General features: G+C 71.3%; 10 protein-coding genes and 1 riboswitch. Of the genes, 3 read left to right on the forward strand and 7 right to left on the reverse strand.

Annotated features, from left to right (window positions below; all coding sequences use genetic code 11):
• Positions 1 to 8 precede the first annotated feature (8 nt).
• The 4 genes from C1729_RS02690 to C1729_RS02705 are packed head-to-tail and all read right to left on the reverse strand — an operon-like array spanning position 9 to position 3,893.
• Positions 9 to 854: an energy-coupling factor transporter transmembrane component T family protein gene (locus C1729_RS02690; RefSeq protein WP_102508453.1), complete on the reverse strand. Its 846-nt coding sequence runs from the start codon at positions 852 to 854 to the stop codon at positions 9 to 11.
• Positions 851 to 2,584, reverse strand: coding sequence for an ABC transporter ATP-binding protein (locus C1729_RS02695; RefSeq protein WP_102508455.1), 1,734 nt, complete (start codon positions 2,582 to 2,584; stop codon positions 851 to 853). The genes C1729_RS02690 and C1729_RS02695 overlap by 4 nt, the downstream gene beginning before the upstream one ends.
• Positions 2,581 to 3,231: an ECF transporter S component gene (locus C1729_RS02700; protein ID WP_102508457.1), complete on the reverse strand. Its 651-nt coding sequence runs from the start codon at positions 3,229 to 3,231 to the stop codon at positions 2,581 to 2,583. Before C1729_RS02700 ends, C1729_RS02695 begins: the two co-directional genes overlap by 4 nt.
• Positions 3,228 to 3,893 (reverse strand): YkoF family thiamine/hydroxymethylpyrimidine-binding protein, encoded by a 666-nt coding sequence (locus C1729_RS02705; protein WP_102508458.1) that lies wholly within the window; start codon positions 3,891 to 3,893, stop codon positions 3,228 to 3,230. Before C1729_RS02705 ends, C1729_RS02700 begins: the two co-directional genes overlap by 4 nt.
• A 142-nt stretch (positions 3,894 to 4,035) precedes the next feature.
• A riboswitch (TPP riboswitch) is annotated at positions 4,036 to 4,155 on the reverse strand.
• 179 nt (positions 4,156 to 4,334) lie between these two features.
• Between C1729_RS02705 and C1729_RS14490 the strand changes: the two genes are divergently transcribed.
• Positions 4,335 to 4,478 (forward strand): hypothetical protein, encoded by a 144-nt coding sequence (locus C1729_RS14490; protein WP_165375402.1) that lies wholly within the window; start codon positions 4,335 to 4,337, stop codon positions 4,476 to 4,478.
• Between the two features lie 27 nt (positions 4,479 to 4,505).
• Here the strand turns inward: C1729_RS14490 and C1729_RS02715 are convergent, their stop codons facing one another.
• The 3 genes from C1729_RS02715 to C1729_RS02725 form a co-directional block, all read right to left on the reverse strand.
• Positions 4,506 to 5,444, reverse strand: a complete 939-nt coding sequence (locus C1729_RS02715) for a phosphotransferase (protein WP_165375403.1) — start codon at positions 5,442 to 5,444, stop codon at positions 4,506 to 4,508.
• Positions 5,445 to 5,521: 77 nt separating this feature from the next.
• Positions 5,522 to 9,055: a methionine synthase gene (metH, locus tag C1729_RS02720; RefSeq protein ID WP_102508463.1), complete on the reverse strand. Its 3,534-nt coding sequence runs from the start codon at positions 9,053 to 9,055 to the stop codon at positions 5,522 to 5,524.
• Positions 9,056 to 9,180: 125 nt separating this feature from the next.
• Positions 9,181 to 11,637, reverse strand: coding sequence for a DNA gyrase/topoisomerase IV subunit A (locus tag C1729_RS02725; RefSeq protein ID WP_102508465.1), 2,457 nt, complete (start codon positions 11,635 to 11,637; stop codon positions 9,181 to 9,183).
• Positions 11,638 to 11,770: 133 nt separating this feature from the next.
• Between C1729_RS02725 and C1729_RS02730 the strand changes: the two genes are divergently transcribed.
• Together C1729_RS02730 and C1729_RS02735 are read left to right on the forward strand one after the other, a co-directional pair.
• Complete coding sequence (locus C1729_RS02730) at positions 11,771 to 14,608, forward strand: GNAT family N-acetyltransferase (protein ID WP_102510470.1); 2,838 nt, start codon at positions 11,771 to 11,773, stop codon at positions 14,606 to 14,608.
• Between the two features lie 84 nt (positions 14,609 to 14,692).
• Positions 14,693 to 15,280: a DUF5998 family protein gene (locus C1729_RS02735; RefSeq protein ID WP_102508467.1), complete on the forward strand. Its 588-nt coding sequence runs from the start codon at positions 14,693 to 14,695 to the stop codon at positions 15,278 to 15,280.
• The last annotated feature ends 2 nt before the right edge of the window (positions 15,281 to 15,282 follow it).

The raw sequence follows: 15,282 nt of genomic DNA on the forward strand, positions 1-15,282 counted from the left end.
CCCTCCGCTCAACGGCCGACGAGCGCCGCAGGCCCGGTGAGGAAGCCGGAGGCGCTGCTCCACGCCACGACGGCACACGCGACGACGACGACGCCAGCCGCGAGAAGCGCATCAGCCCGACAGACAGTCACAGGGTTGAGAAAGGTGCGTGGCCCAGAGCCGAGTGCCCGGGTCTGTAACGCCATCGCGAGGCGTTCCCCGCGGCGCAGGCTGATGACAAGGACAGTGAATGCCGCAGCGCCCATCGCGCGGGGAGAGCTCGACATACGGAGCGTCGGCAGGTGTCCTGGCGCGGTGCGGTACGCCCGATCAGGCTGGCGGACAGCGTGCGCCTGCCGGATCGACTCCATCATGTCGGGCAGCTGGTCGAGCAGCCGGGTCGCCGCGAGCACCGCGTACGTGATGGTTCCCGGCAGCCGTGCCTGCTGATGGAGGCTCACCATGAGCCGTGCAGGGTCGGTCGACCGGACGAAGACGATCGACAGCACCCCGATGAGCATCGCGCGCGCGGCGAACGACAATCCGAGCGCAAGCCCGGCCCTGCTCACGTCGAAAGGTCCGATTGCAATCTGCGCACCGCCCGGCCTCGTGAGGACGTTGACCAGGACGATGCTCGTGCCGAACACGAGGAACGGCACCTGTGCGCGCACCAGCGTGCGGATGTCGAGCGACCTGCTCACGACGATCGCGCCGAGCGCCACCGCATAGAGCACCGCCGGTGTGACGGGGTCGGTGACGAGCAGAAGCGCGCACGACAGCGCGAGCAGCAGTGCGAACTTGACGGCCGGGTTGCGCCGTCCGAGTGCGGTCGCGCGAGGGTCGATGCGCGTGGTCGCTCCTGCGGTCGTGCTCATGGGTGTGCTCCTGTGGCTTGCAGAGCCGGCGCGACGCTGGTCGAGCGTGTCGCTCCGAGGGCCCAACCCTCGACAGTGAGTCCCGTGGCGAGACGGCGGCGCAGGAGCTCGGGGAGGCGCAAGCCGGAACTTTCCGTCGTCGCTGCGGTGAGGACCTCTGAAGGTGCACCTCGGGCGACGATGCGACCGTCAGCCATGACGAGAACCTCGTCAGCGAGCTCGGCCGCGAGCGACAGATCGTGTGTGACGACCACGATGGCTCTGCCCGCGTCTGCCATGGCGCGCAGCTCTCGCGCGACGCGTGCAGCACTCCGTCGGTCCTGCGCGAAAGTCGGCTCGTCCACGAGCAGCACGGGGTCGGGACTCATGCACGCGGAAGCAAGCGTGAGCCGCCGTTGCTGCCCGCCCGAGAGCCGGAACGGGTCGGCATCGGCGACGTGTCGGAGATCGAAGCGGTCGAGGATCGACTCGACTGACGGCCCGTCGGCGGCTCGCGTGGCCGCGCGGTGAGCGTGCGCAACCTCCTCTCGCACGGTGCGACGTAGGAACTGGTGCTCAGGATGCTGGAACACCATGCCGACACGCGGCTGGTGGCGCGCGTCGTCGCGGCGCCGGATGCGGCGCCGGGGCGAGGGCGGGCCCGGTGTGTGGGCCGGCCACGTGAGCGCGCCCTCGGCGGGGCACAGTCCAGCCAGTGCTTTGAGAAGCGTCGACTTGCCTGCGCCGTTGACGCCGAGGATCGCAGTGAGCGTTCCGGCGCGGAGATCGAGGTCGACGCCGTCGACGAGCGTGGGACGCTGCCGGACGACGGCAGCTCCGGCAGGTGCGCCGATCGCGGGTGTGGACGTTGCCTCAGCTCGCACGGTGACGCCCCGTGCACGCAGGAGCGGCGTCGACGTGCAGCGTGCGGAGGGGACGCGGCGGGCACCAGGAAGATACGGCTCGGTGAGTGCGTCAGGCATCAAGGCGAGCCGCATGTCGAGGGGCAGCCAGCACCCCAGGGCCTCGATCGCCTGCGCATGCGTCGAGAGGACGTCGGCGGTGGGCCCGTGCGCGAGCACGGAGCCCGACGCGTCGATGACGAGCGTGTCGACCGGCAAAGAGGGGAGCTCGTCAAGACGATGCTCGACGAGGAGGACCGTCGGGCCACCGTCGTTCATGACGGTCGCGACCGCCGCGCCCACCTGCTGCGCGCCGGCCGGGTCGAGCATCGCCGTCGGCTCGTCGAGCAGCAGAAGCGCCGGCTCGGCGACGAGAACGCTGGCAAGCGCGACCCGCTGCGCCTCACCGCCCGAGAGCGTGGCAGTGGGACGGTCGGCGAGGTGAGCGGCCCCGACCCGAGCGAGAGCCGCTCGAACGCGCGCCGCGATGTGCTCGGACGGGACGCCGTGGTTCTCCAGGGTGAACGCCACGTCGTCAAGGACCGTGGCGAGGCACAGCTGGTCGAGAGGGTTCTGCTGGAGGTACGCGACATGTCGCGCAAGGTCAAAGGTCGTGACCTCGCGCGGATCGGAGCCGAGCACGCGAACGTCACCCGTGACGGCCGCATCGACCGTCTGCGGCACGATCCCCGTGATGATCCGCAGGAGTGTTGACTTCCCGGAACCGGACGGGCCCAGGACAAGACACGATCGACCGGCGGCGATGCGCAGCGTGACGTCGTGCAGCGACGGTGACGACGCGGTCGGGTAGTGGACGCTCGCGCCCTGGAGAACCACGGCGGCGTTCATCGTGCGGCGCGCCCAATCGCCTGGTTGTCGAGCACACCCGTGCGGAGGAGCCCGTCGCCGAGGAGCTTGGCGGCCACCGCGGACAGCAGGATGCACGACGCGAGCGTGAACGCGAAGCGGAGGCCGAGGTACTCCTGACCGAGCCATCCCTGCCGGAACGCGTTGTACGCGAAGGTCAGAACCCCGGCGGAGACACCTGACGCGAGGAACGTCGGCCAGCCGAAACGGCGGTAGCGCGTGAGGGCGAAGGGAAGCTCGGCGGTCGCACCCTGGATGAACCCGACGAGCAGGAGCATTGGCCCGACGGGGGAGCCGAGGAACGCGACCTCGACGAGAGCCGCGAGAATCTCGACGACCACGCCGACACCCGGCTTGCGCACGATGTATACGGCGAGAGGCGCGACCATGATCCATGAGCCGGCGAGCACATTTTGGGCAAGGTCGCCGAGCGGACCCATCGCGATCTGCAGTCCGTACCACGCCTGGACGAACGCCCAGTAGAGGAACCCGAAGACGACCGCAAGGACCGCGAGCAGCACGGTCTCGTGGAGCGTGAGCCCGCGGCGGTCGCGGGGCACGAGGGTCGGGAGCGTGGCCGCGGCGTCGTCGGCCGTCGCGCCGGGCAGGTCGGTGCGGGGCGTGCTCATCGGGCCACCTCCGTCGCGGGAGCATCGGCGTCCGGGTGGTTCGTCGAGATCGTCACGTGCGTGACGACGTGCGCGACGGAGCGGCCGGCGGCGAGCCAGCCGTCGGCGACCGTGCCGAGGACGTCGGCGAGGTCGCCTGCGAGCTCGGTGACGAAGTGCCGCGACGCACGCGCGACCCCCGCGGCCTTGGCCCGCTCGATGACCGCCATGATGTGGGACATGTGGTCGGCGCCGGGGCCGTCGGCGAGCGGGTACAGCGCCCACTGGGCGGTGGCCTCGACCCCTGTGGGTGCGAGCGGGGTGAGGTCCGGGATCGCGAGGGTGGGGGCGTCGAGCCCGCACGTCAGCTCGCCCGGGCAGCCGCGGGAGAGCTGAACGTGCGCGACGACGTGCGCACCGCTCGCCGAGACCCGCGCGATGAGGTCGACGATGTAGGCGAGGACGCCCGCCTCGGCGCCACCGACGTACGTCGAGACGTCGTCGGACTCGACGACCAGACCGGGGGCGGATGCCGCGGCGGTGTCCGCGAGGGCAGTGAGCAGGATCGCGACATAGTCGTCGGACATCACGGAGACCGTGATACGTGCGCCGACCCCCAGGGCGAGCGGGTCTCGAGCCTGGGCGTCGCCGCGTGCGGACGTCGTGGACGGGGAGAGGGACATGCGTGCTCCTGTGCATCGACGCCCCCGGGGGTGGGCAAGCACGATGCACCCACTCGCGCGGCAGCGCCACGCCGCCGCGGACACGGAAATGCCCACGACGTGCCCCCGCATCCGTGCGCCCGAGAGCGCGCGGGCACGAGGACGGGAATGCTCCGCCCTGCTCCCTACGCTGGTACTGACCAGATCAGGTTCCACGGGTCTGCAGGTGGGACGGGGGTCCGGCCTGCACTCTCAGCGCTCATGCGCTCCCCGGGGGCTTGGTGAGCACACCGTAACGACGACGAGCCTCGAGGGCCAACGCGGCCGGCGCCCGTTCCACCAAGCGGACGCGGGTGCGAGTGAGGGGATCGTGAGATCCTGTGTCCCCGGCCGGCCTGGGTGCTCACCCACCGCGACCTGCCGGTCCCCGCGGGCGCCGATGTCCGGCTTACGCACGCCGACGTGCGCGACGTACACGGCGAGATGACCGCGGTAGCGGACGACCACTCGGTCTTCTCGGGCTGGCTCGACCTCGAGCTCGTCGACGTTGCCCGCAACCGTGCCTTCATGTGCGGGCCCTACCGGGTGCGGCGCCCGTCCGCGTGATCCCCGTGCGGCGCTGACGTGCTGGCGTCAGTCTCTCTCGAACCAGCGCAGCGTCGCGTCCCGGTACCAGCGCTGGTGCGTGCGCAGCCACGGTGAGGACTCGACCTCGTCGAGGTCGGCAACGCCGAGGAAGTAGCCGAGGTGCAGCGCGATGACGCCGTCGACATGTGCCGCGGGAACGTCGCGCGTCGCAGGATGCGCAGCGAGGAGCGCTCGGACGTCCACGCCGTCGGCGGCGGGTGCGATCATCGCGACGACCGCCATGAACCAGTGCGGCGCGAGCAGCCCCGCGCTCCAGTCGACGAGCCTCACGCTGCCGTCTGCCCCGAGCAGAAGGTTGTCGTCGCGGACGTCGTCATGGCTCAACGTCGTCGCGGGAGCCTCCAGCAGGACCCGACGCGCCAGTGCGCGGATCTCGGCGGTGCGAGTCGCGCCGAGGCGCGACTCCAGAAGACCTAGCTGGTCGACGAAGACACCAAGCTCGCCCACCCACGAGGGCGCATCGATGCCCGGTGGCGGAGGTGTGAGCGACGCGCCGAGCCCTACGAGGGTGTCGAGCACGCGTGCGGCATCCTTCTGCGTCCAGGGCCGCGGCGGATGGCTTGCCGCGACCGCTTCGTAGGCCGCGAGGAACCAGCCATCGGCGTCGAGCGTCCACAGCAGGGGGACCGTCGCGGGGTGCGACGGCAAGGCCGCGACAGTCGCCGCCTCGCGACGATAGGTCTGCGCCAGCCACGCCTCCTGGGCGGGACCTGCTCCCTTGAGAAAGACAGTCCGCCCGTCGTCGAGCGTCAGAACGCTTGCGAGGCCCGGGGTGAAGCCGGCGATCGCGCTCGACCCCGCGGCGACCCGGGCGTTGAGTCGACGTTCCACGGCGTCACGTGCAGCGGCGGAAACGTCCTGCCAGTGCGGACGACGCGACGTGCGGTAGGCCGGCGTGCCCGCTGTGGTACCGGGTCCAGTCATGCGGGCAAGCATCGCACGAGCGCCCCACGTGATGCCACGCCGTGGGGCGGTCTGTCCACAGGCCCACGCATGAGCGGTCACACCGAGAAGTACTTCGCCTCCGGGTGGTGGAAGACGAACGCGTCGGTCGACTGCTCGGGGTGGAGCTGGAGCTCGTCGGAGAGCTCGACGCCGACGCGCTCGGGGCGCAGCAGCTCGACGACCTTGCGACGGTCCTCCATGTCAGGGCACGCGGGGTAGCCGAGCGAGTAGCGTGCACCGCGGTACTCGAGGTCGAACATGCCGGCGACATCCGTCGGATCCTCCGCCGCGAAGCCCAGCTCCTCGCGCACACGCGAGTGCCAGAACTCCGCGAGCGCCTCCGTCATCTGCACGGACAGGCCGTGGAGCTCCATGTACTCGCGGTACTTGTTCGCCGCGAAGAGCTCCGCCGTGGCGTCGTTGACGCGCGCCCCGATCGTCACGAGCTGCACCCCGAGCACGTCGATCTCACCGGACTCGCGCGACCGCACGAAGTCCGCGAGGCACAGGTGACGGTCGCGCCGCTGCCGCGGGAACGTGAAGCGCAGCCGCTCGGTGCCGGGCTCGCCGCCCGAGCCGCCGTCGGGCCCCTCGTGGTGGAGCACGACGACGTCGTTGCCCTCGGCGACGACGGGGAAGTAGCCGTAGACAACGGTCGGCTCGAAGAGCTCCTCGGCGACGATCCGGTCGAGCCAGCCACGCAGCCGCGGCCGCCCCTCGGCCTCGACGAGCTCGTCATAGCCGGGACCGTCGCCGCGCGTCGGCTTGAGGCCCCACTGACCCATGAACGTCGCGCGCTCGTCGAGGAACCCCGCGTAGTCGGCCAGGCGGATGCCCTTGACGATGCGCGTGCCCCAGAATGGCGGCGTCGGCACCGGGTTGTCGGCGGCGACGTCGGAACGTGCGGGCAGGTCCTCCGGTTCGGTGAACGTCGGCGTGACGACCGTGTGCCGGCGCTTCTTGAGCGGGGGCAGCCCGACGGCGTCGCGTGCCTCGCCGCGCGCGATGCGCACGAGCGGCTCCATGAGCCGCAGGCCCTCGAACGCGTCCTTCGCGTAGCGGACCTCACCCTCGTAGAGGTCAGCGAGGTCGTCCTCGACGAAGACACGCGTGAGCGCCGCACCGCCGAGGATCACCGGGTACTTGCTCGCAAGCCCGCGTGAGTTGAGCTCGAGGAGGTTCTCCTTCATGACGAGCGTCGACTTCACGAGCAGCCCCGACATGCCGATGACGTCCGCGCCGTGCTCCTCGGCGGCCTCGATCATCGCGCCGATCGTCTGCTTGATGCCGATGTTGACGACCGTGTAGCCGTTGTTCGTGAGGATGATGTCGACGAGGTTCTTGCCGATGTCGTGGACGTCGCCCCGCACGGTCGCGAGGACGATCGTGCCCTTGGAGCCCGTGCCCTCGACCTTCTCCATGTGTGGCTCGAGGTACGCGACGGCTTGCTTCATCGTCTCGGCGGACTGCAGGACGAACGGCAGCTGCATCTCGCCGCGGCCGAAGAGCTCGCCGACGACCTTCATGCCCTCGAGCAGGTGGTCGTTGACGATGTCGAGGGCCTTGATCCCGGCGCCGAGCGCCTCGTCGAGGTCGTCGGTCATGCCCTTGGCCTCGCCGTCGACGATGCGCCGCGCGAGGCGCTCACCGAGCGGCAGCGCGGCGAGCTCGGCAGCCCGCTGGTCCTTGAGCGAGGCGGAGTCGACGCCCGCGAAGAGGTCGAGCAGGTGCGCGAGCGGGTCATGCGTGAGGTTGCCCTCGTCGTCGTAGCGGCGGCGGTCCCACACGAGGTCGAGCGCGGCCTCGCGCTGCTCGTCGGGGATCTTCGCGAGCGGCAGGATCTTTGCGGCGTGGACGATCGCCGAGTCGAGGCCCGCCTTGACGGCCTCGTGAAGGAACACCGAGTTGAGGACGGTGCGCGCGGCCGGGTTGAGACCGAAGGAGACGTTGGAGACGCCGAGCGTCGTGTGGACGCCCGGGTAGCGCTTCTTGAGCTCGCGGATCGCCTCGATCGTCTCGATCGCGTCCCGTCGCGTCTCCTCCTGACCCGTCGCGATCGGGAAGGTGAGAGCGTCGACGATGATGTCCTCGACGGCCATGCCCCAGCGTCCGGTGAGGTCGTCGATGAGACGGGAGGCGATTGCCACCTTGTGGTCCGCGGTGCGCGCCTGTCCCTCCTCGTCGATGGTGAGGGCGACGACGGCGGCGCCGTGCTCGCGCACGAGCGGCATGATCCGCTGGTAGCGGGACGTCGGCCCGTCGCCGTCCTCAAAGTTCACGGAGTTGACGACGGCCCGCCCGCCGACGAGCTCGAGGCCCGCCTGGAGGACCTCCGGCTCCGTCGAATCGAGGACGAGCGGCAGCGTCGACGCGCTCGCAAGGCGCGAGACGACCTCGCGCGCGTCGGCGACACCGTCACGTCCGACGTAGTCGATGCAGACGTCGAGCAGGTGCGCGCCGTCGCGGGTCTGGTCGCGCGCGATGCGCACGCACTCGTCCCACTCGCCCGCGAGCATCGCCTCGCGGAACGCCTTGGACCCGTTGGCGTTCGTGCGCTCGCCGATCGCGAGGAAGCTCGCGTCCTGGTCGAAGTCGACGTGCGTGTAGAGGCTCGCGACGCCCTGCTCGACGACGGGCGTGCGCGGCGTGAGCGGCGCACCGCCGACGGCCTCGACGACAGCGCGCAGGTGCTCGGGCGTCGTCCCGCAGCAGCCACCGACGAGCGCGAGGCCGAACTCGCCCACGAACTGCTTGTGGGCTGCGGCGAGCTCCGCGGGCGTGAGCGGGTAGACCGCACCGTGCGCGCCGATCTCCGGCAGACCCGCGTTGGGCATGCACGTCACGGGCATGGGGGAGTGCTTGGAGAGGTGGCGCAGGTGCTCGCTCATCTCGGCGGGGCCCGTCGCGCAGTTGAGGCCGATCGCGTCGACACCGAGGACGCGCAGCGTCGTGAGCGCCGCGCCGATCTCGGAGCCCATGAGCATCGTGCCCGTCGTCTCGACGGTGACCTGCGCGATGATCGGCACGTGCTGGCCGAGGCGCTCCATCGCGGCCTTCGCGCCGTTGACGGCGGACTTCGTCTGGAGGAGGTCCTGGCTCGTCTCGACGAGGATCGCGTCCGCGCCGCCGCGCACGAGCCCCTCGGCCTGGAGCGAAAACGTGTCCTTGAGGTGCGCGTACGTCGTGTGACCGAGGCTCGGCAGCTTGGTGCCGGGGCCCATCGAGCCGAGCACCCACCGCTCGCGGCCGTCGGCAGCCGTGTGCTTGTCCGCGCTGCGGCGCGCGATGACGGCGCCGGCCTCGGCGAGCTCGGTGATGCGGTCGTCGATGCCGTAGTCGGAGAGGTTCGACCAGTTGGCGCCGAACGTGTTCGTCTCGACGCAGTCGACGCCGACCTCGAAGTAGCGGTCGTGCACGGACTCGACGACGTCGGGCCGCGTGACGTTGAGGATCTCGTTGCAGCCCTCGAGGTTCTCGAAATCGTCGAGCGTGAGATCCGCTTCCTGAAGCATCGTGCCCATCGCGCCGTCGGCGACGACGACCCTCGTGGCGAGTGCGTTCTTGAACGATGCGGCGCGGGCTGTGAGCATGACGGCAGTCTAGGGAGGAGTGTCGCGTGCCGTCCGCGCTGCCCGTACCTCGGTCTCCGGCCCCGGTAATCCGCGCAGATGGTTGCTCGCAGTGACCATCAGCGCGGATTCTCGCGAGAGTGGGATCAGCCGATCGCGTGGAGGGGAACCTTGAGCGCGACGCCCGAGCCGTCGCGGCGCTCGGCGACCTCGGGCAGCGGGACGGCCTGACCGCCCGACGCGACACCGTGCGCGGGCGACGGACCCACCCACGCGTGCAGGAGCGTGTCCTCGCCCTTGAGGAAGCGGTGCGCGCGCACGCCCCCGGTCGCCCGACCCTTCGACGGATAGGCGGTGTACGGCGTGACCTTCGCGGCTCCTGCCTCGGTGCCCGGCAGCGCCGTCGACGAGCCCGACACCGTGACGACGACCGACTGCGGCCCGAGGCCCGCGGGGACGACGCCGAAGAAGCGCACCTGCTCGCCGTCGGCGAGCCGCAGGCCCGCCATGCCTCCGGCGGCGCGGCCCTGCGGACGCACCTGCGACGCCGAGAAGTGCAGCAGCGACGCGTCGGTCGAGATGAGGACGAGCTCGTCGTCGTCCGTGCACGCGCCCGCGCCGACGACCTCGTCGCCGTCCTTGAGCGTGATGACGTCCCACGCGTCCTTGCCCGGAACGTCGTCCTGCGCGACGCGCTTGACGACGCCCTGACGAGTCCCGAGGACGACGGTCGGCGCGAACGAGTCGAGCGACACGAGCGTGAGCACACGCTCGCCTGGCTCGAGCGCGACGATCTCGCCGACGGGAGCGCCGCCGCCGAGCGAGGGTGCGCCGCCCGTGGGCGGCAGCGCCGGCAGCTCGAGGACGTCGACGCGCACGATCCGGCCGCGGTTCGTCACTGCGCCCACCTGACCGCGGGCCGTCGCAGCGACCTGCGCGGCGAGCGCGTCGTGCGCCGAGCGCTCCTCGCTGCGGACGGGCTCGTCGCCGTCGGTCGTGCGGGCGAGCAGCCCCGTCGCGGAGAGCAGCACCCAGCAGGGGGAGTCGGCGACCTCGAGGGGCGTCGCGGACGCCTTGCGCGCGGCCGGCGTCTCGCCGCCCGACGACTCGAGGAGGATCGTCCGGCGTGGCGTGCCGTGCACGCGCGCGACCTCGGCCATCTCCTCGGAGACGAGCGCACGCAGCCGCGGCTCGGACGCGAGGATCGCCTCGAGCTCGGCGATCTCCGCGCGCAGCTTCGCCTGTTCGTCCTCGAGCTCGATGCGCGAGAACTTCGTGAGCCGGCGCAGGCGCAGCTCGAGGATGTAGTCCGCCTGGAGCGTCGAGAGGTCGAAGACCTGCATGAGGCGGCTGCGCGCAGAATCAGCGTCGTCAGACGTGCGGATGACCTCGATGACCTCGTCGATGTCGAGGATCGCGACGAGGAGACCGTCGACAAGGTGGAGGCGCTCGCGTCGTCGATCGAGGCGGTATGTGCAGCGTCGCCGCACGACGTCGAGCCGATGGTCGACCCACACCTGGAGGAGTTCCTTGAGCCCGAGCGTGCGCGGCTGACCGTCAACGAGCGCGACGTTGTTCATGCCGAACGAGTCCTCGAGCGGCGTGAGCCGGTAAAGCTGCTCGAGCACGGCCTCGGGGTTGAAGCCGGTCTTCACCTCGATGACGATCCGCAGGCCGTGCTCGCGGTCGGTGAGGTCGGTCGCCGCGGAGATCCCGGAGATCTTCTTGTTCTTGACGCCGTCGGCGATCTTCTCGATGACCTTCTCGGGGCCCACCTGGTAGGGGAGCTCCGTGATGACGATGCCCTTGCGCTTGGCTGTGACGTTCTCGATGCGTGCGGTCGCACGCGTCCGGAACGAGCCGCGGCCCGTGCGGTAGGCGTCCCGGACCCCCTCGAGGCCGACGATCTTGCCGCCGCCAGGGAGGTCCGGGCCGGGCACGAAACGCATGAGCTCCTCGAGCTCGGCATCCGGGTTGTCGAGCAGGTGGCGGGCGGCCGCGACGACCTCGATGAGGTTGTGCGGCGCCATGTTCGTCGCCATGCCGACGGCGATGCCCGTCGTGCCGTTGACGAGGAGATTGGGGATCGCGGCGGGGAGGACCTCGGGCTGCGTGAGCTTGTTGTCGTAGTTGGGGACGAAGTTGACGACGTCCTCGCCGAGGTCCGCCGTCATCGCCATGGCGGCCGATGCGAGGCGAGCCTCCGTGTACCGGGGCGCTGCGGGGCCGTCGTCGAGCGAACCGAAGTTGCCATGGCCGTCGACGAGCGGCAGCCGCAACGAGAAGTCCTGCGCGAGACGCACGAGTGCGTCGTAGATCGCGACGTCGCCGTGCGGGTGGAGCTTGCCCATGACCTCGCCGGTGACACGCGCGGACTTCACGTAGGGGCGGTCCGGGCGCAAGCCCATGTCGGCCATCTGGTAGAGGATGCGGCGCTGGACGGGCTTGAGCCCGTCGCGCGCGTCCGGTAGCGCCCGTGCGTAGATGACCGAGTACGCGTACTCGAGGAACGACCCGCGCATCTCCTCGCCGACGTCGATGTCGACGATCTTCTCGACGTAGTCCTCGCCGGGGTCGACGGTCTTCGAGGTCCTGCGGGCCATGGGTGGGTGCGCTCCTCACGCTCGACGATCAGCCGTCATTGTCGCCGCCCGGCAGGGTGCGGGGCGAACGGCGCGCCGCGCCGGCCCTCACCGGCTCGGACGCGCCGCGTCAGGCTAGCCTGAGGCTGTGACACTGACGACGCCGGACGGCGCCGCCCGCTACCCCGTGGAGTGGGAGGCGGACGTCATCCTGCGCGACGGGTCGACGACGCACCTGCGGCCGATCACCCCGGAGGATGCCGACGCGCTCCAGGCGTTCCACGTCGCGCAGTCGGAGCGCTCGATCTACATGCGGTTCTTCGCGCCGCTCAAGCGGCTCCCTGAGCGTGACCTCGAGCGGTTCACGCACGTGGACCACGTCGACCGGGTCGCGATCATCGCGGTCGCGTCGCCGACGACGACCGCGGCCGCGCCCCTCGCCCTCGCGGACGGGACGCCCGAGCCCGAGGAGCGGATCCTCGGGGTCGCGCGCTACGACCGCATCACTCCCGACGAGGCCGAGGTGGCGTTCAACATCGCCGACTCCGTCCAGGGCCGTGGCCTCGGCTCGGTCCTGCTCGAGCACGTCGCGGCCGCCGCGAGGGAGCGTGGTGTCCGGCGCTTCTCGGCGGAGGTGCTCCCGCAGAACACGCGCATGCTCGCGGTCTTCCGGGAGGCGGGGTACGACGTCTCGCAGCGCGTCGAGGACGGCATCGTCACAGTGTCGTTCGACCTCGACCCGACGGAACGTTCACGGACCGTCATGGCGGAACGTGAGCGCCGGGCGGAGGCCCGCTCGGTGCAGGGCCTGCTCGAGGTGGCGTCGGTCGTCGTCGTCACGGACCCGGACGCGCCTGCTGGGTCACCCGTCGCGCTCCTCGCGGAGCGCGCCGTCGAGTCGCTCGTCGTGACGCGACGCCTCGTGCCGCCGGGCGCCCGTGACGAGGCGGGCGGCGCCGACGGTCAGGAGAGCGCCGATGGGGACGGCGTTCCCGGGCTGCAGATCGACGTCGTCGGGCTCGGCGGCACGAGCCGTCTGTGGAACCGGGACGAGGTGACCTACCACGCGACGCTCGACGAGCTGCGCTCGACGGGCCGGACGGTCGACCTCGCGGTCGTCGCGCTCGACGCGGACGCGACCGTCGAGGCCGTGCGGGACCTCGCGCACCTCGGACCGCGGGGTGTCGTCGTCCTCGGCGAGGGCTTCGCCGAGACCGGCAGCGACGGTCTGGCCCTTCAGCGCGACCTCCTCCACACGGCCCGCACCGCGGGCATGCGCGTCGTCGGTCCGGGTTCGTACGGGCTCGCCCGGCTCACGGGCGACGCGCCGGTCGCCGCGACGATCGCCGCGGGCGCACCCGCACCGGGACGCATCGGCTTGTTCTGCCAGTCGTCACCGACGGCGGTGACGCTCCTCGCCACGTTCGCGCGACGGGGGCTGGGCCTTTCGACGTTCCTCTCGGCGGGCAACCGGGCGGACGTCTCGGGCAACGACCTCATGCAGTTCTGGCACGAGGACGCGGCGACGGACGTCGTGTGCCTCTACCTCGAGTCGATCGGCAACCCGCGCAAGTTCTCACGCATCGCGCGGCGCCTGTCGACGGTGAAACCGGTCGTCGTCGTCACGGCGGGGCGTTCCGGCCAGGTCGTGCCGCCTGGGCATGCGGTCCGGGCGTCGCACGCGCCACGGCGGACGCTCGAGGAGATGCTCCGGCAGTCGGGCGTCATCCGGGTCGAGAACACTCACCAGATGGCGGACGTCGCGCAGCTGCTCGACACGCAGCCGCTCCCGGCGGGGCGGCGCATCGGCATCGTCACGTCGTCGGCGGCGCTCGCGTCGCTCGTCGCCGAGGCAGCGAGCTCGGCTGGTCTCCTCGTCACGGAGCACGTCGGGATCGTCGGGGAGTCCGCCGACGACGCGACGGCCGCCGCCGTCGTCGACGAGGTCGCCGGCGGTGAGATCGACGCGCTCGTCGCAGTCGACATCCCCGTCCTCGGGCTCGGCGACGGCGCGTTCACACGTGCCATCGCGCGCGCCGCGGCGCGGACGGGCCGGACGACGGTCGCGTCGGTCCTCGGCCGCCACGGGCTCGTCGACGAGCTCGCGAGCACGACCGACGACGGCAGACGCGTCCAGGTGCCGGCGTACGCGACGCCCGAGGACGCGGTGCTCGCGCTCGCGTCGGTCGCGCGCTACGCCGCGTGGCGTGAGCGTGACCACGGCGAGTACCTGCGACCTGACGCGGACCAGGCGCGGGCCCTCGAACTTGCGGAAAGCTGGACGCTGGCTGACGAAGAGGTGACGCTCGCGCCCGAGCAGGTCGCCGAGCTTCTCGCGTGCTACGGCATCGACGTCGAACCTTCGATCGAGGTCTACGACGCCGAGTCGGCCGTCGTTGCGGCCGAGCGGCTCGGCTGGCCGGTCGCGCTCAGGAACATGGACGCGGCGCTGCGCCACCGGCAGGACCTCGGCGGTGTGCGGCTCGGGCTCCAGGACGTGGACGACCTCCGCGAGGCGTTCGCCGCGATGCGCGCGGAGGGGCAGGAGCGACTGGGCACCGAGGTGCGGCTCGAGGTGCAGTCGATGGTGCCCGCAGGTGTCGCGTGCGTCGTCCGGACGGTCGAGGACCCGCTGTTCGGGCCCGTCGTCGCGTTCGGGCTCGCGGGGGACGCGATCGATCTACTCGGCGACGTTTCGTACGGCATCCCGCCGCTCACGGACGTCGACGTCGACGAGATGGTGCGGTCCGTCAAGGCGGCTCCGAAGCTCTTCGGCTACCAGGGGCTCGCGCCGATGGACACGGCTGCTGTCGAGGGCGTCCTCGCGCGTGCCTCGCGGCTCGCCGACGACCTCCCGGTGCTGCGGTCCCTCGAGCTCTATCCCATCGTCGTCGCGCACGAGGGTGCGCGCGTGCTGCACGCGCGGGCGACGCTCGGGCGCACGCTCCGGCCCGATGAGTCCCGTCGCGCGATGCCCGCGCCGCCCCGCTGACCACAACGGCCCGCGGTGTGCGACGTGTCCACGCCGCTCGGATACCGGCGACTGGCCGCGGGCCGAGTCTGGGATGATGGTCGGGTGACTTCTTCGACGACCGACAACCGTGAGGCGCTCCGCGACCGGCTCCAGCGAGCCGGGTACTACCCGGAGCTCGTGCTCGACATCGTCGAGGGCGCCGTCGTCGGGGAGAGCATCCGGGAGTCCCTCGTCCACGTCGAGACGACGTTCGCGACGAACGAGGTCCACCGTCACGTCACGGTGCTCGTCCTCACCCCGACGCGTCTCGTGTCCGTCCACGTCGACGATCAGCCCGCCGACGCCGAGCACGCGGTGGCGAGCGCGATCGCGACGAGCGAGGTCCTGCCGCTGTCCGCGGTGCGGTCCGTCGTCACGACGCACGTCGTCGTGTCGCCCGCCGATCACGTGCCGGGCGAGCCGCCGTCCGAGGTGACGATCGCGGTCGGCTGGGGCGCGGTCAACCGTGTCGAGCTCGAGCCGGCAGGATGCGGCGATCCAGGTTGCGACGCCGACCACGGCCTCACGGGCACGATGTCTCCCGACGACGTCGTGCTGCGCGTGAGCGCGCAGGCCGAGGGCGTCGCCGCGGTCCGCGAGGCCCTCGCGTTCGCGCGGGCCCTCGCGGCCGCGACCGGTCAGCACGGCTGACC

The organism is Sanguibacter massiliensis (genome assembly GCF_900240335.1).
Lineage (GTDB): Bacteria > Actinomycetota > Actinomycetes > Actinomycetales > Cellulomonadaceae > Flavimobilis > Flavimobilis massiliensis.